23 protein-coding genes are annotated in these 24,276 nt (G+C 41.4%); 12 read left to right on the forward strand and 11 right to left on the reverse strand.

Annotation, left to right across the window (positions count from 1 at the left end):
• Positions 1–28: 28 nt before the first annotated feature.
• Positions 29–811, reverse strand: a complete 783-nt coding sequence (gene mlaE, locus CTN01_RS15180) for a lipid asymmetry maintenance ABC transporter permease subunit MlaE (protein ID WP_005371154.1) — start codon at positions 809–811, stop codon at positions 29–31.
• Positions 812–868: 57 nt separating this feature from the next.
• A complete protein-coding gene (gene mlaF, locus CTN01_RS15185; RefSeq protein WP_045149791.1) occupies positions 869–1,669 on the reverse strand; it encodes a phospholipid ABC transporter ATP-binding protein MlaF in 801 nt (266 codons plus the stop codon).
• A gap of 520 nt (positions 1,670–2,189) precedes the next feature.
• Here mlaF and CTN01_RS15190 point away from each other — a divergent pair.
• The 11 genes from CTN01_RS15190 to mgtE all read left to right on the forward strand — a co-directional run bounded on the left by CTN01_RS15190 (position 2,190) and on the right by mgtE (position 11,112).
• Positions 2,190–3,149, forward strand: a complete 960-nt coding sequence (locus CTN01_RS15190; RefSeq protein ID WP_045149790.1) for a calcium/sodium antiporter — start codon at positions 2,190–2,192, stop codon at positions 3,147–3,149.
• Positions 3,150–3,163: 14 nt separating this feature from the next.
• Complete coding sequence (locus CTN01_RS15195; RefSeq protein ID WP_045185690.1) at positions 3,164–4,135, forward strand: KpsF/GutQ family sugar-phosphate isomerase; 972 nt, start codon at positions 3,164–3,166, stop codon at positions 4,133–4,135.
• Positions 4,136–4,197: 62 nt separating this feature from the next.
• On the forward strand, positions 4,198–4,761 hold the full coding sequence (gene lptC / locus CTN01_RS15200; protein WP_045149789.1) for an LPS export ABC transporter periplasmic protein LptC: 564 nt from the start codon (positions 4,198–4,200) through the stop codon (positions 4,759–4,761).
• Positions 4,742–5,248 (forward strand): lipopolysaccharide transport periplasmic protein LptA, encoded by a 507-nt coding sequence (lptA, locus tag CTN01_RS15205; RefSeq protein ID WP_045149788.1) that lies wholly within the window; start codon positions 4,742–4,744, stop codon positions 5,246–5,248. The genes lptC and lptA overlap by 20 nt, the downstream gene beginning before the upstream one ends.
• Positions 5,249–5,257: 9 nt before the next feature.
• Entirely contained in the window at positions 5,258–5,983 is a 726-nt protein-coding gene (lptB, locus tag CTN01_RS15210) for an LPS export ABC transporter ATP-binding protein (RefSeq protein ID WP_005371141.1), read from the forward strand.
• Positions 5,984–6,056: 73 nt separating this feature from the next.
• Positions 6,057–7,526 carry an RNA polymerase factor sigma-54 gene (locus CTN01_RS15215; protein ID WP_045149787.1) on the forward strand — a complete coding sequence of 490 codons (1,470 nt, stop codon included), beginning with the start codon at positions 6,057–6,059 and terminating at the stop codon, positions 7,524–7,526.
• 35 nt (positions 7,527–7,561) lie between these two features.
• A complete protein-coding gene (hpf, locus tag CTN01_RS15220) occupies positions 7,562–7,849 on the forward strand; it encodes a ribosome hibernation promoting factor (protein WP_005371137.1) in 288 nt (95 codons plus the stop codon).
• A 2-nt stretch (positions 7,850–7,851) separates the two neighbouring features.
• Positions 7,852–8,301: a PTS IIA-like nitrogen regulatory protein PtsN gene (ptsN, locus tag CTN01_RS15225; RefSeq protein ID WP_005371135.1), complete on the forward strand. Its 450-nt coding sequence runs from the start codon at positions 7,852–7,854 to the stop codon at positions 8,299–8,301.
• A 39-nt stretch (positions 8,302–8,340) separates the two neighbouring features.
• Positions 8,341–9,192 (forward strand): RNase adapter RapZ, encoded by an 852-nt coding sequence (gene rapZ, locus CTN01_RS15230; RefSeq protein ID WP_045149786.1) that lies wholly within the window; start codon positions 8,341–8,343, stop codon positions 9,190–9,192.
• Positions 9,189–9,461, forward strand: a complete 273-nt coding sequence (locus CTN01_RS15235) for an HPr family phosphocarrier protein (protein WP_005371131.1) — start codon at positions 9,189–9,191, stop codon at positions 9,459–9,461. Before rapZ ends, CTN01_RS15235 begins: the two co-directional genes overlap by 4 nt.
• A 289-nt stretch (positions 9,462–9,750) precedes the next feature.
• A complete protein-coding gene (mgtE, locus tag CTN01_RS15240; RefSeq protein ID WP_045083929.1) occupies positions 9,751–11,112 on the forward strand; it encodes a magnesium transporter in 1,362 nt (453 codons plus the stop codon).
• A gap of 87 nt (positions 11,113–11,199) precedes the next feature.
• Here the strand turns inward: mgtE and pmbA are convergent, their stop codons facing one another.
• Positions 11,200–12,543, reverse strand: a complete 1,344-nt coding sequence (gene pmbA, locus CTN01_RS15245) for a metalloprotease PmbA (protein ID WP_045149785.1) — start codon at positions 12,541–12,543, stop codon at positions 11,200–11,202.
• A 113-nt stretch (positions 12,544–12,656) separates the two neighbouring features.
• Between pmbA and yjgA the strand changes: the two genes are divergently transcribed.
• A complete protein-coding gene (gene yjgA / locus CTN01_RS15250; RefSeq protein ID WP_005371125.1) occupies positions 12,657–13,181 on the forward strand; it encodes a ribosome biogenesis factor YjgA in 525 nt (174 codons plus the stop codon).
• 97 nt (positions 13,182–13,278) lie between these two features.
• Here the strand turns inward: yjgA and tldD are convergent, their stop codons facing one another.
• The 8 genes from tldD to CTN01_RS15290 all read right to left on the reverse strand — a co-directional run bounded on the left by tldD (position 13,279) and on the right by CTN01_RS15290 (position 24,251).
• Positions 13,279–14,724: a metalloprotease TldD gene (tldD, locus tag CTN01_RS15255; protein ID WP_045149784.1), complete on the reverse strand. Its 1,446-nt coding sequence runs from the start codon at positions 14,722–14,724 to the stop codon at positions 13,279–13,281.
• A gap of 19 nt (positions 14,725–14,743) precedes the next feature.
• Positions 14,744–15,562 (reverse strand): carbon-nitrogen hydrolase family protein, encoded by an 819-nt coding sequence (locus CTN01_RS15260; RefSeq protein WP_045149783.1) that lies wholly within the window; start codon positions 15,560–15,562, stop codon positions 14,744–14,746.
• Positions 15,563–15,669: 107 nt separating this feature from the next.
• A complete protein-coding gene (locus CTN01_RS15265) occupies positions 15,670–19,533 on the reverse strand; it encodes a YhdP family protein (protein WP_045149831.1) in 3,864 nt (1,287 codons plus the stop codon).
• 31 nt (positions 19,534–19,564) lie between these two features.
• Positions 19,565–21,034, reverse strand: coding sequence for a ribonuclease G (rng, locus tag CTN01_RS15270; protein ID WP_005371112.1), 1,470 nt, complete (start codon positions 21,032–21,034; stop codon positions 19,565–19,567).
• Positions 21,035–21,046: 12 nt separating this feature from the next.
• Entirely contained in the window at positions 21,047–21,619 is a 573-nt protein-coding gene (locus CTN01_RS15275) for a Maf family protein (protein ID WP_045128607.1), read from the reverse strand.
• A gap of 89 nt (positions 21,620–21,708) precedes the next feature.
• Positions 21,709–22,197, reverse strand: coding sequence for a rod shape-determining protein MreD (gene mreD, locus CTN01_RS15280; RefSeq protein ID WP_045149782.1), 489 nt, complete (start codon positions 22,195–22,197; stop codon positions 21,709–21,711).
• Positions 22,187–23,164, reverse strand: coding sequence for a rod shape-determining protein MreC (mreC, locus tag CTN01_RS15285; RefSeq protein WP_107188448.1), 978 nt, complete (start codon positions 23,162–23,164; stop codon positions 22,187–22,189). The genes mreD and mreC overlap by 11 nt, the downstream gene beginning before the upstream one ends.
• A gap of 43 nt (positions 23,165–23,207) precedes the next feature.
• A complete protein-coding gene (locus tag CTN01_RS15290) occupies positions 23,208–24,251 on the reverse strand; it encodes a rod shape-determining protein (protein WP_005371106.1) in 1,044 nt (347 codons plus the stop codon).
• Positions 24,252–24,276: the final 25 nt, after the last annotated feature.

Here is a 24,276-nt window from a genome sequence, read left to right on the forward strand (position 1 = left end):
CACTAAGGTCATGTTGGTTTCTTACGAATTAGCTACCAAACATCAGTGCGGTCAAAATAAAATCTAAGCCCAATACCGCCAATGATGAATTCACCACCGTTCGTGTCGTTGCTCGACTGATCCCTTCAGAAGTAGGAACGGCATCATAGCCATTAAATACCGCAATCCAAGTTACCGTTATAGCAAAAGCAACAGCCTTAATAATGCTGTTCCCTATGTCATAACTAAAGTTCACTGAAGACTGCATAACAGACCAGAAACTACCGTAATCAATCCCTTTCCAGTCAACGCCAACAATTTGCGCCCCCCATAAACCAACAACACTAAACATCAGCGCTAATAATGGCATTGAGATAACACCAGCCCAAAAACGCGGTGCAATGACTCGACGTAGCGGATCAACCGCCATCATCTCCATACTTGAAAGCTGTTCAGTGGCTTTCATTAAACCTATTTCAGCAGTAAGTGCAGATCCTGCTCGCCCAGCAAACAACAATGCTGTCACAACCGGACCTAATTCGCGTAGCAAAGACAATGCAACCATTTGTCCTAAGCTCGTTTCGGCACCAAAATCAGCCAGTACAAGGTAACCTTGTAAACTCAGTACCATGCCAATAAACAAACCAGAAACAAGAATAATCGCTATTGATAAAACACCAACTGAATACAGTTGCTTTATTAATAACGGAAACATTTTTCTTGGCTGAGGCTTACTCACCAATGCGCCAAACAACATTAACGTTGCTCGCCCCATTGTTTGGCATTTTTCAATACCACTTCGCCCTAAATGGGCTATCGCATCAACAATCATTTTTTGCTCGTAATCCATCGAATAACAGATGCGCATGACACGCATCGTGAATAACGCTTAGCCAAATAAATCTTGCTCTAATGGCTGCGCTGGAAACTTAAAAGGAACGGGGCCATCAGCATCGCCATCTAAGAACTGACGTACGCGAGGATCTGGGTTCACTCGTAATTCTTGAGGGCTACCACTGCCAATAATTTTACCACCTGATAGTAAGTAAACATGATCAGCAATACTCATCACTTCAGGTACATCATGAGAAACAACCACCGATGTCATACCTAATGCTTTGTTGAGACTACTGATTAATTGCACTAATACCCCCATCGTAATGGGATCTTGTCCGACAAAAGGTTCGTCATACATCATTAACTCAGGATCAAGAGCAATTGCACGAGCTAATGCCGCTCGACGTGCCATACCACCAGATAACTCATTCGGCATCAATTGTGCCGCACCACGTAGCCCTACAGCTTCTAATTTAAGTAACACTAAACTACGTAATAAATCTTCAGGTAAATCGGTATGTTCTCGCAATGGAAATGCAATATTGTCGAAAACGTTCATATCAGTAAAAAGCGCACCCGATTGAAACAACATACTCATTCGTTTACGTGCTTGATATAAATCACTGCGTTTTAAAGTCGGGACATTCCATTCATCAAACCATACTTCGCCTTTATCTGGCGCAATTTGACCGCCAATCAAACGCAATAATGTTGTTTTACCGATTCCTGAAGGTCCCATGATTGCTGTTACTTTTCCTCGAGGCACATCAAGGGAAATATCATCAAAAATGAATCGTTCGCCACGAGAAAATGTTAGGTTTTTAATCGAAATCAGTATATCGCTTTTAGCCATTGCTTCGTATTCGCCTCTAATTACTGGTAATCCCTCATAAAAAACACTAATTATTATTAAAAATCAGTAAATTATGACTTAACCACAAGAAAAAATCATATTTATCGCGTGAAAACCATTATAGCTGAGGATAATAAGGAGAATAAAACATCAACTCAAGTTAGTCGGTTCATATCTCATCTATTGTTACAGTATTAAGGCATATTGCTGTTATTTCATACGCCAAATATTTGTATAACGATTCTTATTAACCTTTTCTTGTGCTATTTTAACTTAACAATTGAACGCTATTCAAATACTTGTATCATCCTTAAAAATAGCGAGGCTTTACAATCCACCATGATAAATTCACTATGATTGTTATTTTCCCTCATAAATGCTCACAATAGAGAGAATTAGTCATTTGTTATACTTCCCTTTTGCTTTGCTAACCGTCAAAATTACCCCCTAATATCAAAAGCGATTCAACGCTGGATTTACTGTACTCGTTTTTAACGTGCCATTTTTAAAAGGGATTAGAATGCTCGAAGCCATTGTGTTGCTCTGTGTAGGGTTAGTGTTATTAGTATGGAGTGCCGATCGATTGGTATATGGCGCTGCTGCACTGGCTAAAAATTTTGGTGTTGCGCCACTTATTATTGGTATGACAATACTGGCAATGGGTTCTTCAGCACCAGAAATGATGGTTTCAGCGACTGCAGCACTTGCAGGTAAAACCGATACAGCGGTAGGTAATGTGCTTGGTTCTAATATCGCCAATATTGCATTGATCTTAGGTATAACGGCAATGTTGAAGCCACTGTCGATCGGTTCAACCATTATTCGTCGTGAATTACCGTTAATGTTGTGCGTGACCGTTATTGCCGGCCTCTTACTATGGGATAATTATTTAGGCCGAATGGAAGGTGCTTTTCTTGCCGTGCTTTTTGTCCTGTTTTTACTTGCGATGTTAAAAATAAGCAAGTCGAGCAAAAACGATCCTCTTGCTGAAGAGCAAGAAGCAGAGATCCCAACTGGCGTTAAAAACTCAACAGCCATTATCTGGGTCTTTATTGGTTTAGGTTTACTGCTTTACTCTTCTGATATGGTAGTAGAGTCAGCCGTTGTTATTGCTAAACACTACGGTATGAGTGACTTAGTGATAGGTTTAACGATCATTGCTGTTGGTACCAGTTTGCCTGAGCTTGCCGCTTCTATCGCGAGTATTTACAAGGGTGAAGATGATATGGCTGTAGGTAATATCATCGGCTCCAATGTCTTTAATATTTTAGCCGTAATGGGTATACCAGGATTGCTGAATCCATCAGTATTAAGCCCTCTTGCAATGGGGCGTGATTTTTATGTCATGCTTGGATTATCTATATTGTTATTAATAATGGCACTAGGTAAACGTCGTCGAATCAATCGTGTTGAAGGTGGTATTTTGGTACTGTGCTTTATCGCTTACCAAGCTTATCTATTCTTAAATATTTCCGCATAATGGAGAATAATCAGATGTCTCGCTCCTTTGACTTTTGTAGTCATGGCAAAAAAGTGCTGGATATTGAAATTCAAGCACTACAAAACATCAGCCGATATATTGATGATAGTTTTAATAAAGCCTGTCAGCTGGTACTCGATTGCCAAGGTAAAGTCATTGTGATGGGAATGGGTAAATCGGGCCATGTTGGTAGAAAGCTAGCAGCAACACTTGCGAGTACCGGTACACCTGCCTTTTTCGTTCATCCTGGTGAAGCAAGCCATGGTGATTTAGGCATGATCAAACAAGAAGATGTTGTGATCGCAATTTCTAACTCTGGCGAAGCATCTGAAATTTTAGCTTTACTGCCTGTTATTAAGCGACTGGGGATTCCCATGATCAGCATGACAGGCAAACCAACGTCCAGTATGGCAAAAATGGCAGTTATAAACTTACAGATCACGGTAGAAAAAGAAGCTTGCCCCTTAAACCTAGCGCCAACCTCAAGTACGACAGCAACACTTGTGATGGGTGATGCATTAGCAATTTCAGTTATGGAAGCGCGTGGATTTACGGCTGATGATTTTGCTTTGTCTCATCCAGGAGGAGCACTTGGACGAAAATTATTAATGCGTATCGCGGATGTCATGCATACCGGTAAAATGCTGCCTATTATTGAAGAAACAGCCAGCATTAAAGATGCCTTGCTAGAAATATCAAAAAAAGGCTTGGGCATGACAGCTATCGTTAATAATAAGCAACAGCTTAGCGGGATATTTACCGATGGCGATTTACGTCGTTTACTCGATAACCATATTGATATTCACAATACGAGTATCGGTGATGTGATGTCTTGTAACCCACAGACTATTTCTCCTCAACTGCTCGCAGCTGAAGGATTAAAGATAATGGAAGATCGTAAAATCAATGGGTTGCTTGTGACTGAAAACGCTCAACTGGTTGGTGCATTAAACATGCATGATTTATTAAAAGCAGGCGTGATGTAGTAGCATACTCAGTATAACGCGTAACGAATTAGAACAATGAAACATGATAAAGGCTTAAGTCTATGACTTTAAAAAGGCTACTCTATGTACTTCTGGTAATATTTTGTGCATGGTTAGGCTACAACCAACTAGAACAACAGTGGCAAAAAGATCATCAAGTAAAGCCTGATGACGAAAAGCCTATGTTCATTGGTAACGACATCAGTAATACAACCTTTGATCTCTCCGGTATTCGTAGTTATCAAATCGATTCAGATCATCTTGAATACTTTGAAAAAAGTGGTCAGACTGATTTTGTAAAACCTGTATTGTGGGTATTCAAAGAAGGTAAGAATGCAGAATGGCGGGTCAGTTCCAATACCGCGACCTTAGATAAAAATAATATACTGAATCTTCATGGCAATGTTCGTATGTTTAACTTATTACCTGATTCAGATATCCAAGTGATCAAAACAGATAACTTGCAATTGAATATTGAAACTCAAGATTTTAATACTCAAGACCATGTCATGATTATAGGCCCCGCCTTCCAAAACCAAGGTGACGGTATGACGGGTAATATGAAACGTAAAGTCGCTAAACTCTTAAAAAATGTGAAAAGTAGATATGAACCGACTGAAAACTAGTGCTCTACTATGCTTATTATGTGTTAGCACATCGTCTTGGGCATTAAAAAGTGATACTAAACAACCTATTAATATCAGCTCTAATAGCCAAGAGCTTGATGTACAAAATAACATTGCAACCTTTACTGGTGATGTAAGATTACGTCAGGGCACGATTGATATTCATGCTGATAAAGTTGTTGTAACGCGCCCAAATAGCAATGCCAAAGAGCAAACGATTATTGCTTATGGTAAACCTGCCACCTTCCATCAAATTATGGATGATGGTAAGCCTATTGATGGCGAAGCATTAAAAATGCGCTATGACACAAAAACAGAATTTTTGAAAATGACGGATCACGCAGTCTTGATTCAAGATGGTAGCGAAATCAAAGGTAATGTCATCACTTATAAGATTGATGAACAACGTTTGGTTGCAAAAAGTGGCGATAAACAACGCGTAACTACCGTCATCCAACCAAATCAATTGAACAATAACAAGAAATAAACAGTATCTATGGCTATTCTAAAAGCAGAACACCTCGCAAAAAGCTATAACGGACGTAAAGTTGTTTCTGATGTTAGCCTTGAGGTTGAATCTGGAAAAATCGTCGGTCTATTAGGGCCTAACGGCGCAGGTAAAACGACATCGTTTTACATGATTGTAGGTTTAGTTGCACGAGATGAAGGTGTTATCACCATTGATGGTGACGATATCAGCCTACAACCCATGCATAACCGTTCACGTATGGGTATCGGTTATTTACCTCAAGAAGCATCGATTTTCCGCCGCTTGAGCGTTTATGACAACTTGATGGCGGTACTCCAGACGCGCAAAGAATTAACGAAAGAAGAGCGCCAAGATAAAGCAGAAGATTTATTGGATGAGTTTAACATCCAGCATATCCGTAACAGTCTTGGTCAATCATTATCAGGTGGTGAGCGACGCCGTGTTGAAATTGCACGAGCATTAGCCGCAAACCCTAAATTTATTTTACTTGATGAGCCATTTGCTGGTGTTGACCCCATCTCTGTGATCGACATCAAAAAGATCATTGAACACTTACGTGATCGTGGGCTTGGCGTCTTAATAACAGACCATAATGTAAGGGAAACACTTGATGTCTGTGAGCATGCGTATATCGTAAGTCAAGGACAGCTAATTGCGAACGGTACACCTGAGCATGTTCTAAACGATGAACATGTTAAGCGCGTTTACTTAGGTGACCAATTCCGCTTATAACACATTACATAGGTCTGCTATTGAAGAAAAAGCCACAGTATAAAAATAATAACGACAAGGTATATCTACGTTAATGAAAACTTCTCTCCAGCTTAAGCTAGGCCAACAACTGGCCATGACGCCGCAGCTACAGCAAGCTATTCGCCTGCTGCAGTTATCTACTTTGGATCTCCAACAGGAAATTCAAGAAGCCCTAGATGGAAATCCATTGCTAGAGCTGGAAGAAAATGAAGATCCTTCGACAAACGATGATAAAGCTGCGACAGAATCTTCAACAGACGATACCTCTGACAATATTGATGATATTGAAAGCTTTGACACCGCCGATGTTATCGATACCAATGAAATGCCAGAAGAACTCCCCGTCGATACAACTTGGGATGATGTTTATAGCGCTGGAACAGGCAGTACAGGCATTGCACTTGACGATGATATTCCTGTCTATCAAGGGGAAACTACTGAATCGTTACAAGACTATCTAATGTGGCAAGTCCAGCTAACCCCTTTTAGCGAAACGGATCTTGCCATTGCAACAGCTATTATTGATGCCGTTGATGAAAAAGGATATTTATCCTGCTCTGCAGAAGATATTCTAGAAAGTTTTGATGATGATGAACTTGAGTTAGATGAAGTTGAAGCGGTATTAAAACGCGTACAACAATTTGACCCTCTCGGTGTAGCTTCTCGCAATTTACAAGAATGTTTGTTACTTCAACTGGCGACCTACCCAAAAGAGACCCAGTGGCTCACTGAAGCCAAAATGCTACTGTCTGATCATATTGCTCTTTTAGGCAATCGTGATTATCGACAACTCATGCGTGAAACCAAACTAAAAGAAGCCGATTTAAAAGCCGTAATGGCATTGATCCATTCGCTCGATCCACGTCCAGGCAATCGTGTTATTCATTCAGACACCGAATATGTGGTACCAGATGTCTCTGTGTTTAAAGATCACGGCAAATGGGTGGTCACGATCAACCCTGACAGCGTGCCACGTATTAAAGTGAATGAACAATACGCAGCATTAAGCAAAAATACCCGTAATAGTGCGGACAGCCAGTTTATTCGCACCCATCTACAAGATGCTAAATGGCTGATCAAAAGCTTAGAAAGTCGAAATGAAACATTACTCAAAGTCGCTCGCTGCATTGTCGAACATCAGCAAGACTTCTTTGAATATGGCGAAGAAGCGATGAAACCTATGGTGTTAAATGATATCGCCCTTGCCGTAGAAATGCATGAATCCACCATATCTCGAGTCACAACGCAAAAATATATGCATACACCTCGAGGTATTTTTGAATTGAAATACTTCTTCTCAAGTCATGTCAGTACGGATAATGGTGGCGAATGCTCGTCTACTGCCATCCGCGCACTGGTGAAGAAACTTGTTGCAGCAGAAAACCAAGCGAAGCCATTAAGTGACAGCAAAATTGCGACACTATTAGCTGAGCAAGGCATTATGGTAGCGAGGCGGACTATCGCTAAGTACCGTGAATCCTTAGGTATTCCGCCGTCGAATCAGCGAAAACGTCTGATCTAGATTAACAGGTCAGATCCAACAAAAGGAAGATGTCTATGCAAATCAATATTACAGGGCACCATGTTGATGTAACCGATTCTCTTCGTGAGTATGTCACGACCAAGTTTGAAAAACTTGAGCGCTTCTTCGATAAAATAAACAATGTCCAAGTAATTCTTAATGTTGAAAAGCTTCAACAGATAGCTGAGGCTACGCTACATATTAACGCAGGGGAAATCCACGCAAAAGCGGATTCTGAAAATATGTATGCTGCGATTGATGAATTGACTGATAAACTCGTTCGTCAATTAAACAAACACAAAGATAAGCTCAACAGCCACTAACTATGCAACTTAGTAATGTATTGAGCCTGGACTGCACTAAAAGTGCGGTCCCTTGCTCCAGCAAAAAACGCGCGCTAGAACTCATTAGTGAGATAGCTGCCGCTCATCTCGATCAAAACCCACAGCCACTATTCGAATGTATGCTCAATCGTGAAAAGATGGGGACTACAGGTATTGGTAATGGTATAGCGATCCCTCATGGACGTATCAGTAATAGCGATCAAGCCATTGCCGTACTGATTCAATGCCAAGAAGCAATTGATTTTGACGCGATTGATAATCAGCCTGTTGATCTTCTGTTTGCGCTGTTTGTGCCAGAAGAACAATGTAAAGAGCATTTAAAAACGCTTGCAAGTATGGCTGAAAAGCTAGGTAACAAGCAAGTATGTAAACAGCTGCGTCATGCAACTAGCGATCAAGAGCTGTATCATATCCTTACCGATGAATCGTGAACTTTTACTCCATATCCCAATTACCGAGGTAAATAAACCATGATGTTAATGGTTGTCAGTGGCCGTTCTGGTTCAGGAAAATCTGTCGCATTACGTGTACTTGAAGATCTCGGCTATTACTGTGTCGATAATCTACCTGTTACTCTACTGCCGCAATTTGTCAAAGACATTGCCCATACTGAGCAAGATATAGCTGTCAGTATTGATGTACGTAACATGCCTCAGCAACCTGGTGAAATACAGCGTATTCTCAAATCACTAGAGAACGATGTTGATGTAAACGTTGTTTTTCTCGATGCTGATGATAAAGAGTTGGTTAAACGTTATAGCGAAACTCGTCGCTTACATCCTTTATCTCGGCAAAATATGACTCTAGAGCAAGCTATTACCTCTGAAAGTGCCATATTAGGTGATTTAAAAGAGCACGCTGATTTAGTTATCGATACATCGAATAAATCAATTCATGATTTAAGTGAAACCGTTCGTGCTCGTGTGTTAGGCCGAGAAGCAAAAGAGCTGATTCTTGTTTTTGAATCATTTGGCTTTAAGCATGGTTTACCTTCAGATGCCGATTATGTATTTGATGTTCGCTTTTTACCCAACCCTCATTGGGTACCAGAACTCAAACCCCAAACAGGGCTAGATCAAGGGGTAAAAGATTTTCTTTCCAGCCAAAGTGAAGTGAATCAACTCAATTACCAAATTCGTAATTTCATCGAGACTTGGTTGCCAATGCTTGAAAAAAACAACCGTAGCTATGTCACTGTAGCCATTGGTTGTACTGGCGGCCAACATCGCTCTGTCTATATAGCGCAATCTCTTGCCGACTACTTTGAGCATCAAGGTCAACAAGTCCAAGTTCGTCACCGCACATTAGAAGAAAAACAATGACAGTCCAACGCGAATTATTTATTAAAAACCGACTCGGCTTACACGCACGTGCGGCCATTAAACTGGTTGAACTTGCACAAAGCTTTACCGCAGTGATCACCGTGAGTAATGCTGATGTATCAGCTACTGCGGATAGTGTTATGGGGCTTTTAATGCTTGATTCCGCGCAAGGACAAAAAATCATGGTAAGTGCTGAAGGTTCAGACGAAGTATCAGCACTTAACGCTATTTCCGCTTTAATTGAAGCCGGCTTTGATGAAGAAAATTAAACATTACGTTTAAGAATCAATACCACTTACTTTTCAATTACACTTTAAATAATTTTCTCATGTGTAATTGACAACTAAATCTGAAATTCTGCTTTAATTATCGCTATTATTAATAACTCTGTAGGCAACTGGTGATAACTTTCCGTTAAATAACCTAGTAATTGTGTATGTGATATATGTGAGATGGATAAATCTGCTCATTATACGTAAAACATGTGAGACAAAAGCTAGGTGATTACGTTAAAATTCAGCTTATTGCGCCATCAAAATATAAGTGGGCCTAATACCTATGGCGGATGTATTAGAACAAGATCAAACCCATCAACGACTCCAAGAAGTTAATACTGCATTAGAAAATGGCATGTTTGTCCATGTTCGCCGACTCCTTCAAGAAATGGAGCCGGAAGATATTGCACATCTGTTGGAAGCCTCTCCTCCGAAAGAACGTCAAGTACTATGGCAACTGACCGATCCTGAAGAGCAAGGTGAAATCCTTGATGAACTATCTGAAGATGTAAAAGATGGTATCGTCTCGCAAATGGAGCCAGAGAAACTGGCAGCTGTGACCGAGGGGATGGAAAGTGATGATGTCGCTTATGTACTACGTAGTCTTCCTGATGAACGTTATCAAGAAGTACTGGCGCAAATGGATAGCACTGATCGTCACCGTATCGAGAAAGCGCTAGCGTACCCTGAAGATACTGCTGGCGGTATGATGAGTACCGACTTCATCACTATTCGTGGTGATGTTACTGCTGATGTTGTCTTACGTTATTTGCGTATGCGAGGCGAATTACCTGAAGCAACAGATGCTTTATATGTCGTTGATAGCAACGAAGCCTTAATTGGTCATTTATCTCTTGCTGCACTAATTACGACACAGCCTGACATTGAAATCAAAGATGTGATGGAAGATGCAGATGAAGCTATTCCTGTCGATATGCCTGATAGTGAAATAGCTAATTTGTTTGAACGTCGTAACTGGGTTTCAGCGCCAGTTGTCGATCAAAATAATCTATTGCTTGGTCGTATTACTATTGATGACGTGGTCGATCTCATTCGTGAAGAAGCCGAACACTCAATGATGAGTATGGCAGGTATGGATGATGATGAAGATACCTTTGCGCCAGTTTTAAAGTCAGCCAAAAGTCGAAGTATTTGGCTTGGTGTTAACGTTTTAACAGCATTAGCGGCAGCATCTGTTTCCAACATGTTTGAAAACACTTTACAACAGATGGCTACCGTTGCTGTATTGATGACTATCGTCCCATCAATGGGCGGTGTTGCAGGTAACCAAACCGTCGCTCTGGTTATTCGTGGTTTAGCCGTTGGTCACATCGGTGATACCAACACCCGCTGGCTACTAAGTAAAGAGGCCCGTGTTGGTTTAATTAATGGTTTTGTTTGGGCGTTAATTATCGGTGCGGTTGTCGTAGTCTGGAAAGGCAGCTTTATGCTGGGAGCGATAATGGCCGGCGCAATGCTTGCTAACTTATTTGTTGCCGGTGTTGCAGGTGTATTGATCCCGATTGGATTGAAAAAACTCAAGATCGATCCAGCATTAGCTGGCGGTATGGCATTAACGACTTGTACTGATATTGTCGGTTTAATGGTATTCCTTGGTCTTGCGACTATCTTCATTACACCGTAAAAAGCAGCTCTTTCCTATAACAGGAATAAACAAAAAAGCCCGAATCTTACAGATTCGGGCTTTTCGTTTTAATCAATTTAGCAAAAATTACTCACCAGCAATCTTCATTGAATCTAATAACATCGAGCCTGTTAAGATCTGACTGCGAGTTTCAGTATCATTACCAATAGCAACAATATTCTGCATCATATCTTTTAAATTACCTGCAATCGTAATTTCAGACACTGGATATTGAATTTGACCGTTCTCAACCCAGAAACCTGCTGCGCCACGCGAGTAATCACCCGTTACGATATTCACCCCTTGACCCATTAGCTCTGTAACTAATAAACCACGATCCATCTTCTTCAGCATTTGCTCAAAAGACTCACCGGTCGATTTAACCATCCAGTTATGAATACCACCAGCATGACCTGTTGGCTGCATATTCATTTTACGAGCAGCGTAGCTGGTCAGTAAGTAAGTTTGCAACACACCGTCAGTAATGATCTCACGATCATAAGTGGCTAAACCTTCACTATCAAATGGGGTACTTGCCATACCACGCAAAATATGTGGGCGCTCGCTAATACCTAACCACTCAGGGAAAATTTGTTCACCTAACTTATCAACTAAGAAAGAAGATTTACGGTACAGATTAGCACCACTGATCCCCATCACTAAGTGACCAAACAAGCCTGTTGCGATATCAGCAGCAAACATTACAGGTGCTTCACGGGTTGTCAGTTTCTGCGCATCAACACGTCCCACAGTTCGCTCGGCTGCATGGCGACCAACACGCTCTGGTGTCCACATCTCAGAGGCTAAACGTGAAGTGGTATAGCTATAATCTCGTTCCATCTCACCGTTTTTGCCTTCAGCAATCACACAACAACTGATGCTGTGACGACTTGAGGCATAACTTGCCAACATGCCGTGGCTATTACCATAAACACGGACACCGTAATGGCTATCATAACTTGCGCCATCACTTTGTTTAATACGAGGATCATAATCTAATGCGGCTTCTTCTGCTGCAATAGCAATCGCGGCTGCGCGATCTGGCTCTGGTTCATCTGGGTGGAATAAATCCAAATCAGGAATATCATTTGCCATTAACTCTTTCGGTCCAGGCCCTGCAAAAGGATCTTCCGAAGTGTAATTAGCAATATCAAGTGCGGCTGCTACTGTCTGAGCAATTGCTGATTCACTTAAATCAGAAGTTGATGCGCTGCCTTTGCGATTTCCGCGATAAACAGTGATCCCTAATGCGCCATCACTATTAAATTCAACATTCTCAACATCACACATACGTGTAGAGACACTGATCCCTGTTGTTTTGTTAATGGCTACTTCGGCGGCATCCGCTTGTTTACCGGCGACTTCCAGTGCTTTCGCAACCGCAGCTTCCAGTTCAACACGCTGCTGGGCTACCTGTTCTCTTACGTCCATACAATCACTTAAGGTTAGAGTTTTGCTTATTGGTTATAGAATAATGTAATTTACGCCCAAAATCGTTATTAAACTGATAAAATAGAGCTATTGATAGTGTTAGTGAGCCCATTATGAGCCGTAAAAACAAGAAAGCCCCTTGGGATGAAGAAGAAGAAATCATCTGGGTAAGTAAATCCGAGATGAAACGCGACATGGATGCGCTACAAAAAATTGGTGAGGAGTTAGTTGAATTAACACCTAATGCACTTGCTAAGATGCCGCTTGATGACGAAATGATGGATGCAATTAAAGACGCTCAGCGCTTTAATAAAGAAGCACGTCGCCGTCAACTTCAATATATCGGTAAGCAAATGCGCTTTATCGACATTGAACCAATCCAAGCGGCATTAGATAAATTACGTAATAAGCACTCTCAGCATACCGTTGCGCTGAAAAAGCTTGAGCTAAAGCGTGATAAGTTAATCGAAAATGGCGATAGCATGATCAATGCTATCTTAGTCGATCACCCAGATGCTGATCGCCAACATTTACGCCAGCTTGTTCGCCAAGCAACAAAAGAAAAATCACAAGAGAAGCCAGGTAAGGCTTACCGTGAAATTTTCCAATATTTAAAATCTTTATATCTAGAAGACTAAGTGATCACTCACATTTTCTAGCACTGATAAAGTAAAAAAAGCCAGCAAAGTTTATCCCTGCTGGCTTTTTCTTTATCAAATAGACGTGCGAGAAGATTTACTCAGTGCCGCCTACTGTCATTGAATCAATTTTCAGGGTTGGCTGACCAACACCAACAGGTACGCTTTGTCCCGCTTTACCACACACACCTACACCACGGTCGATCTCTAAGTCATTACCAACCATAGAAACTTGCTGCATCGCTTCAATACCGCTACCAATTAAAGTCGCACCTTTAATTGGACAAGTGATCTTACCGTTTTCAATTAAGTAAGCTTCTGATGCAGAGAATACAAATTTACCCGATGTGATATCGACCTGACCACCACCGAAGTTAGGGGCGTAGATGCCTTTCTTCACACTAGAAATAATTTCTTCTGGTGTATGCTCACCAGGCAGCATGTAAGTGTTTGTCATGCGAGGCATAGGTAGATGCGCATATGACTCACGACGACCATTACCGGTAGGCGCTACGCCCATTAGACGTGCGTTAAGCTTATCTTGCATGTAGCCTTTTAACTTACCGCCTTCCACCAGCACATTGTATTGTGAAGGTGTTCCTTCGTCATCAATGTTAATAGAGCCACGACGATCAACCAGTGTACCGTCATCGACAATGGTACATAACGGCGATGTGACTTGCTCACCTAGTTGACCAGAGAACATCGATGAGCCTTTACGGTTAAAATCACCTTCAAGGCCATGGCCGACAGCTTCGTGTAACAACACACCAGGCCAACCAGCTCCCAAAACCACAGGCATGGTACCTGCAGGAGCTGCGTCTGCTTCTAGGTTAATCAATGCTTGGCGGATAGCTTCATCAGCAAAATACAATGCTTGGCTTTTACCATCAGTTTCAGTTAAGAACATTTCATAGCCGTAACGACCACCACCACCCGCACTACCACGCTCACGTTTGTCGCCTTTTTCAACCAGAACACTGATAGATAAACGAACAAGCGGACGAATATCTGCCGCATAAGTGCCATCAAGCGCGGCAACTAACACCTCTTCATAGACACCATTGATGCTAACAGACACTTCAGTGACTAATGGCTCTTTAGTGCGAATATAACGGTCAATCTCTTCCAATAATGCAATTTTTTGAAATTTATCAAGGCTACCTAATGGATTAATAGGCGCATAAATACCCGATGGTGTTAATGGGCTAAAGGTTTGTACTTTGCCATTCCCCCCTTGGCGAACAATACCACGTGCCGCTTTGGCACTCTGTGTTAGTGCCAATGGGTTTATTTGATCAGAATATGCAAAACCTGTTTTTTCGCCAGCAACCGCACGTACACCTACACCGCGATCGATATTAAACGAACCATCTTTAATAATACTGTCTTCCAGTACTAATGACTCATGCCAGCAAGATTGGAAATAAATATCGGCATAATCCACATCTCTTGCTGCAATTAGCCCAAGGATATTGTGCAGTTCATCGCGGCCAAGACCTGACTGGTCTAGCATGGTATTTTCTACGGTGTTAAGGGTCATTAATTTGCTCTTAAATTATTTAGCGCGGTTGAACACAAAATTTAGTATGTTCAGCAACAGGCATGTTAGCGCGGATCTTCTCAGATAATTGTAAATCAATATTGGCAGTCAGAACACCGGTGCCTTGCTGCTGACAGGCAACAATTTGCCCCCAAGGATCAATAATCATTGAGTGGCCCCATGTTTCTCGCCCTTCATTATGCTCACCCCATTGTGCTGCGGCAATCACCCAACACTGAGTTTCAATAGCACGAGCTCGTAATAATACTTCCCAGTGTGCTTTACCTGTTAATTTAGTAAAGGCTGCGGGCACAACAATAATATCAGCGCCTTGTCCGCGTAATGCGCTGTATTGCAATGGAAATCTTACATCATAACAAATCGACATCCCGATATTGCCATACGGTGTTTTTACGACTTTAAGCTCATCACCCGCTTTAAAAGTATCAGACTCTCGATAGCTGTGGTGTTTATCGGCAACATCGACATCGAACATATGTAATTTATTATAATGTTCTTGGAGTTCGCCTTTATCGTTATATAACAAGCTGGTTGATGTGATTGAACCATCAGGTTGCAAGATAGGCATTGAACCCAGTAAAAGCCAAATACCTAACTTTTCAGTTAATGCTGATAATTCTTTTTGAAATGGGCCATCATTGAGTGGTTCAGCCCATTTCTGGTAATCTGCTTTACTGCCAAAAACTAAAGTATTTTCAGGAGTAACAACCAATTTAGCTCCTTGTAGCTGAAGCCCTTTCACTTTCTTTTTTAATTTAGTGAGATTATGTTCAGGATCGGCTCCCGAATTCATTTGTACTAAACCAATCTTCGCCATGACCATCTCCTGAGCCTATATTCGTTGCTCGCAATCTCTCTAAGTCTCAATTGCTCTTTCTTTGTTGTACCACTGATAAAAATTAACGCAATATATTCATTTATAGCTTACTTATTAGGTACGGTATATTCGCCCGATAAACGTGAACGCTCAGTAACATCTGGCGATTGAATCGGGCCTGTTACTTGGTAATTGACTTGGGTGATCACATCTAACACTGGCGATAACACCGTTGAAATAGCTAACACATATAACGCTGTTTGTGGCGCAACAGCAAAAGCGGTTAAAACAGGTAAGCCCGAGGTAAAGTCAGGAATAAACTTCACATTTGCATCGACCTTTTCATTCACCAGATCAACCTTACCTTTAATGTACATATCACCGGCTAATGCTTGCATCTTAATATCGTTACTATAAAAGGTGCCTTGCTTAATTGTTCCAGTCCCTTTGATATAGTTAAATGCCAAGCCATTATCAAATACCCCCGAGAAATCGAGCTGCATTTTTCGAATAATAGAATCTAAACTAAACAGGCCAAGCAATCGCCCTGCGCCAAATGCACCACTGACCAGCCCTTTACCAATATCTGTTTTCACGTTGCCATTTAATGTTCGGCGATCTATAGCCCAAGGAGAACCTTGCCATGACGCAGAGATGCTCGTATCAAACGATGCATTTTGCACGCCACCTTCAATACCAAAGCGACTTAATAAATCGGTACTATTGTCACCTTTTACCATAAGACTTAACGCCGAATGATTACGGTTATCTTTAAAATACCAACGTCCATTAGCATCTAATTTGATATTGCTTGAATTAATATTGAACGTTTTCAATGTTAATTGATTTGAGGATTTCTCAAGTACAGCATTGACTTGCCCTAATCGATAACCCTGTAGCCATGCATCCGATACCGTAAGTTTAACAGCAGGGATCGCAGCCATTACCTTACGATCTAGCGCTGTGACTATCGGAGATAATAAAGGAGTCACTTTTTTAGTGACATCAGCTTGCTGCTGAGTAACTGACTTTTTATCTAATTGTGGAAAGTTAAGATGAAGGGATTTAAAGATCGCATTCACCGTATTTTTCTGATCCCAAGTAATATAGCCTTCAGCTTGTCGGCTCTCTAATTTCGCGGACCACTGATGACCATGTTTGACATGCAAATTAACATCATTCCACACTAACCCGCCCAAGGTTAACTGCTTAACTTTTGCCTCTATCTTATTTGGAATCGGCCATACAATCCCCTCATTACCATGGCTTTTATTAGTGTTTGATTGTTGCCACTTATTCGCAAAAGCGATCCACGGATCAACATTGAATGCCTTAGTATCAATATTCACCACATGTCCAATACCTAATGTTGGCTCAATATCTTTTTTACCAATCATCAAATCACTGGCAGCTAATTGTGGTTTTCCATCAATAAGGTTCACACGAACTTGGTAAGCCGCATCAGGCATTTGAAGTTGCCCATTAAACGTTTGTGCATTGCCATCAACATTCACCGTTATAAACTGCGATTGATTGGGCTTGGGTTGATAAGATAACGGATAGGGCAAATCACTCTTAATATGGGTAAGAGGTAATATGCTTTTTACTTTGTAAGTAAAAGTATCATTGTTTAAGTCCACCTGAACATCTGCTTTCCAATCACTGCTACCGGATAGGTGATCTAATAATTGAGCAGGTGTATAAGGTTGTAAACGAGCGATTTGCCAATCACCAGCCACATTTACATTCACTCGATAGTGATCGCTTTCAACATTATTACCTGTAAAGCTAAGCCCAATCGGTTGATCAAATAACTTACCACTTAAGCCTTCAGCCTTAATTTTTGCATTATCGAAGATTAAACTACCATTAGTGTCATCAACAGTCAGAGATGGTGTTTGTAAATCGATACGATTATTTTTAAGAAATACTTGGCCTTTCGCATCTACATCACTGCCGTCAAAAGGAATATCAAGTGTTAATTTAGCAGTAACAGGTCCATTCACCCTCACCGTTTGTAATGCGCTCCCTACAGAATCGGCTAATGGCGTTTTAAGCATGTACTCTGTAACACCTTGCCCATTAGCGGCAAGATCAAGTGCTAGTTTCAAATGTCCATCAGGGGCTAATTTTGCCCCACCAATCACATTAGAACCGACGGCTGATAACGTTTTTACATGACTAGCATCGATCGTCATGCGATCATTTTTAAAGCCTAAATTAAGATTGAGATCCGTTAATAATGGCCAATCTGGATCAAACTGAAATTTTGCTTTTTTCAGTGGGACCTTAACTTCAAAGACACCATCGTGATTAGGATAAGGGAATGTGTTTAAAGGACCAAACCAGAGCAGTTCAGCATCTTTCACCGTACCGCCTTTTATCGCGGTAGCTAGATAATGGGTTAATTTATTACCAAGCGCTGGGCGAGGTAAATAACGCCATGTTTGCCCAGCATCTTTAACAGATGCTTCACCATAAAAAGCCAACCATGCAGGCGCTTTTTGATAAAAATCGAGTCTAAATTGCCCTTTTGCATTGAGATCTGGAGTAGCAACACTCAGTTTATCACTCCATAAACTGGTGCCTTGATTATCATGTTTCCAATACGCATCAATCGTCGCGTCATTGATGTTTAATGGTTTAGGAAAAACCTTACCATAAGGCAGAGCATCATCATCGACTCGAATGTTCACTGTACCTTGTGTTGTATCACCAGCAATACGCGCATTTAACTTATTAATACCAGGTAATAACTGCCACTGCTTAAACGCTAAATCATCAAGATTTAATGAAAAATGAATCGGCTTATCTTGCTCACCTGCAACCCGAATTTTTGTCACCAGTCCTGTCGGTTGTAACTCGGTGATAGCTTCCGTAATGCTGTTCGACTTGGGTAAAAAAGATCGCAATGGTAGTAATCGATCTAATTTGATATTGGTCAGTGCCGCTTTCCAATTTACAGGCTGCCATTGCTTATTAAGTGAAAATTGCGCTGCAACATCAAATTTCGGCCACGATATCTTATCGGTCGTAATATCAAACTTCTCAGTATCAATACGCCATACTCGTTGCTGCTTATCAAAGGTAGGATTTAGCGCAACAACACCACCATTAATAATAATTTGGTGAGATTTATGCTGAGTAGTCCAATCAATATGACTTTTGGCAAGTTGGATCATCGCTGAACTTATCGTACCTTTATCTAACGATAACCACGCTTGCATACTCAATTTACTGTCTGAAATATCAGCGACACCAGTAAATTTTTTATTTAGCCATGGTGTGACCGAAATGTTTTTTCCTTTGAGGTATAGCGTCCCATTCAGACTAGACAAACTACCTTGTTCGGTAATATCTGCTTTTATGTCAACTTGGCCTAATGGACTATTTATCAATCCAATTGAACCTTGAGCAAAATGATGCCCTCCCTCATTTCGCCAGTTAAGTTGTGTAACGGCTAAATGTAGTGCTTTACCTGAAGGAGAAGGTACGGTAACCGTGGCGTTTTTTAATGTGACATTATCAATACGCGTGAAAAAAAACTGTTCTAACCATTTAGCAAAAGAAATATCAGAAGAGGGTTTTGAAGCACTATGTGGGAGTTGTGTAATATCTAAATCGAATTGCTCAATTTGGACATGTTTAAAGGCGGGTTTAAATGTCATCAATGACTGCCAGAAATCCAAATAGATCTCGGCTTGTCCAACCTTAACTAATGGGGCTGAATGGTTATTCTCAGCCACCGATAGTTGATTAAATTTTATTTCAGGGCCCGATAGCAGCCAGCGTCCATCAATATTTTCTACCGATATTTTCGTATGTGTTTGCTGAGAAAGCCACTGTGCTATTGGCTGACGATAATGGTCAAGGTGAGGAAGAGAAAAGCGGATAGTACTGATCAAAATAGCCAATGTTACTGCAACAATAACCACTAACCACAATACACCACGTAAGGTTTTTGTCACCATACGGTTCACTGACTCTTCCCCATTTGTATCATTACATCATTACCACATCGAACTGCTCTTGGTTATATAGCGGCTCAGGTTTTATTTTTACTTGTTTACCAATAAAGACCTCAAGCTCTGCTAATGCATGCGATTCATCCCCCATAAGAGCCTCGCCCACAGCGGATGAAACATACACAATAAATCGATCAGCATCGTAAGCTCGATTGACTCGGGTTATTTCTCGCAATACCTCATAGCAAACACTTTCAACGGTTTTCACCGTACCACGACCATCACAAGATGGACACGTACCACACAACACATGCTCAATACTTTCACGAGTACGCTTACGCGTCATTTCAACCAAACCTAATTGCGTAAAGCCATTAATATTGGTTTTCACTCGATCATAAGAAAGTGCTTGCTCAAGCGCTTGTAAAACGCGTTGTTGATGTTCCTCTGAAATCATATCGATAAAATCAATAATGATAATGCCGCCTAAATTACGTAAACGTAATTGGCGAGCAATAGCTTTTGTTGCCTCAATATTGGTATTAAAAATAGTCTCGTCGAGATTTCTTCGCCCAACAAACGCACCGGTATTAATATCAACCGTAGTCATCGCTTCTGTTTGATCAATGATCAAATACCCGCCAGACTTCATTTCCACTTTACGATCTAAGGAACGTTGAATTTCAGACTCAGTATCATAGAGATCAAAGATAGGCTGCTGACCTGAATAATATTCAATATTATCTGTCACTTCAGGCACGAACTCATCTGTAAATTCTTTTAACTTATCAAATGCTTGGCGTGAGTCGACTTTGATGTTATCAATTTCAGTTCCAACAAAATCACGTAAGATACGTTGTGCAAGCCCTAGCTCACCGTATAGCATCGAACGTGGCTTATACTTAGCACGACGCTCTAATACTTTACGCCATAAGTGCTTCAAAAAAGCGGCATCTTGAGCGACTTCATCGGTATTCGCTCCTTCTGCTGCAGTTCTAATAATAAAGCCACCTAAATCATCACAATGCTGTAAAACCGCCTTTTTCAAACGGTCACGCTCTTTCTCACTTTCAATCCGCTGAGACACACCAACATGGCTTGCTCCCGGCATAAAAACAAGATAACGAGACGGTAAGGTAATATCAGTCGTTAAACGCGCACCTTTAGTTCCCAGAGGATCTTTCACCACCTGTACGACAATGTCTTGCCCTTGACGAACAAGCTCAGAAATATCACGCACCTGAAATTGTTTTTTCTCATTTTCAGCCACACATTCCGTGTGAGGAACAATATCTGAGGCATGTAAAAATGCAGCTTTATCTAACCCAATATCGACAAATGCCGCCTGCATACCAGGAAGTACGCGACTCACTCGCCCTTTGTAAATATTTCCGACGATACCGCGTTTCGATTCACGTTCAATGTGGATCTCTTGCAATACGCCATGTTCAATCATTGCGACACGGGTTTCACTTGGCGTCACATTGATCAGCAGCTCAGTGCTCATGGTTGCCTCTACTTATAACTTTAAAAAATCTTGTAACAGGATGTCGGTTTCCACTAGCGGTAACCCCATCACTGCATAAAAACTGCCATCGATACGTTCAACGAATTTGCCACCTAAGCCTTGGATACCATAACTGCCCGCTTTATCTTGTGGTTCTCCGCTTTGCCAATATTTTTTGATTTCGTTATCTGACAAAGGCTTAAACCACACTTGCGTGATCACTAGCTTAGTTTCAATCCTTTCTTTCGTTGCGACTGTCACTGCGGTCATCACTTGATGTTGGCGACCAGACAGCATTTTCAGCATACGCGCTGCATCAGTAAAATCGACAGGTTTTTCTAATATTTGCTGATCAGCCACAACAATTGTGTCCGATCCTAAAATAGGCAAATCTGTTGGCGCTGCTTTTACTCCAGCTAAGGCTTTATCTCGCGATAAACGCTGAACATAGTTTTCAGGGCTTTCGCCTACTTGGTGGCACTCTTCGACATCCACCACAACACGTTCAAACTGATAGCCTAACTGATTTAATAACTCCATTCGACGAGGCGAACCTGAAGCAAGATATAATTGAATTGCAGCCATGATACACCTCAAACTTACATTTATACTTTAAAAACATTTAATTATAAATAAGGGGAAGACCGACTGGCTTCCCCTTTATGTTATTACGATTAACGAATCGAAAACTTACGACGTATACGCCGTAATAATAAGAACAACCATGGCCATAATATAAAGTTTAATACGACAGCCCATAATTGTTGTGGCTCAAAAGTCACGTTTGAGACTAAATACTCAGCCCAATATTCAATAAGCTTACCGGCTAATGATAACAGCGCGAATATAATCGCTTGTTGTCCTAATGACAGGTTACGAAGCACTCTAAAATTTAAAGCAACAATGTAAGCAATCACCGACATCATCAAGCCACGGACACCTAATGTAGAACCTAAAATCAAATCCCACAATAAGCCGATAATTAAAGCACTTCCCACGTTAACACGATGTGGTAAGGCTAATACCCAGTAACAAGTAACCAGTAAAACCCATGAAGGTCGAAACGGTTCCAACATTCCAGGCCAAGGGGCAGCTTGCAACACCAGAGCAAAAACGAATGACAACCAAATCCAAATTCGGCCATGTGCTTGGTTAGTTGGCATCATTCACCTCATTGTTCGGCTTTTTGTTCTCAATTGGTGCTGTTGGTTTTACACCATTTGCTGGTACAGCAACTGCTGGAGAAATGGTTGAAACCGCACTTGAAGGCGCAATCGATTTTGTTGCTGACGTTTCTGCCGCTTTCATTCTATCGGTTGGCCAGACTAATAATAAGTAACGTAATCGGTCAAATTGCACTGTTGGTTTAGCGATAATTTGTGCAAATGGGCGTTTATTGTCAAAAGAGAACTCAGTTACACGTGCAACCGGATATCCTTCAGGATAGCGACCACCCAACCCAGAGCTCACCAATAAATCACCGACACGAATATCAGTACTGCTAGGGACATGCTCAAGTTGAATCTCATTACTCTTTCCAGTTCCTGTTGCAATAACACGAATATCGTTACGCACAACTTGTACTGGAATAGCATTCGTCGGATCGATCAGTAATAGAACACGACTATTATGCGCGCCAACATAGGAGATCTGCCCTACAATACCTTTATCATTAATAACAGGCTGGCCTTCATACACTCCATCAACACGCCCTTTATCAATCATCACTTGATGACTATAAGGATCAGAGTCGACCGCCATCACTTCGGCGATCATCTTACGCTCACCACGAACAAACGGTGAACCTAATAAATTTCTTAAACGCTGATTTTCTTGCTGTAATTGATCAAGCAATAAAACATTACTTTTCATCACCAACAAATCACGCTTCAACGCTTTATTTTCAACTAATAATTGCTGATGAGAACTCATTTGACCATTTAGGCCATCAAGTAATTCACGCGGTAAATTAGCCGCATATTGAAGCGGAGCGATTGCTGAGTTCAAAAAATAACGAACATTGGCAAAAGCATCAAGACGACTATCGGCTAGCATAAGGCTAGCCGATAGTAATATGGCAAGAAACAGGCGTAATTGCAGAGAAGGACCTCTGCCAAAGATAGGTTTCATCTAACGCTATAACCTGTTTTATAGAAAACTAACGCAGGCATTATTACTCTTCGCTGAAGAGATCGCCACCGTGCATATCAATCATTTCTAACGCTTTACCGCCGCCACGAGCCACACAAGTTAGTGGGTCTTCAGCAACAACCACAGGAATACCTGTTTCTTCTGTAAGTAGACGGTCTAAATCGCGAAGTAGTGCACCACCACCCGTCAGCACCATACCACGCTCAGAAATATCAGATGCAAGCTCTGGCGGACACTGTTCTAGTGCAACCATTACTGCAGAAACAATACCCGTGAGTGGTTCTTGTAATGCTTCTAGGATTTCATTTGAGTTTAACGTAAAGCTACGAGGTACACCTTCTGCGAGGTTACGACCACGTACTTCAATTTCACGTACTTCATCACCTGGGTACGCTGAACCGATTTCATGCTTAATACGCTCAGCGGTTGCTTCACCAATAAGGCTACCGTAGTTACGACGTACGTAGTTGATAACGGCTTCATCAAAACGGTCACCACCGATACGAACCGATGATGAGTAAACCACACCATTCAGTGAGATCACTGCAACTTCTGTTGTACCACCACCGATATCGATCACCATAGAACCCGTTGCTTCAGATACTGGCATACCAGCACCGATAGCAGCCGCCATTGGCTCATCGATTAAGTAAACTTCACGAGCACCAGCACCTTGAGCTGATTCACGGATTGCACGACGTTCAACTTGAGTAGAGCCACAAGGAACCGCGACTAACACACGAGGACTTGGACGAAGAATACTGTTGTCATGTACTTGCTTAATAAAATGCTGCAACATTTTTTCAGTCACATAGAAATCAGCAATTACACCGTCTTTCATTGGGCGGATAGCCGCGATATTACCTGGAGTACGACCAAGCATTAATTTTGCGTCATGACCTACCGCTGCAACACTTTTTGTTGCGCCTGCACGGTCTTGACGGATTGCAACCACAGAGGGTTCATCTAGAACGATGCCCTGTCCTTTGACATAAATAAGGGTGTTGGCAGTACCCAAGTCAATAGACAGGTCATTAGAAAACATGCCACGAAGTTTTTTAAACATAGTCTTCGGCTAATCCTGAAAGCTC

The organism is Photobacterium angustum (assembly GCF_003026365.1).
Classification (GTDB): domain Bacteria; phylum Pseudomonadota; class Gammaproteobacteria; order Enterobacterales; family Vibrionaceae; genus Photobacterium; species Photobacterium angustum.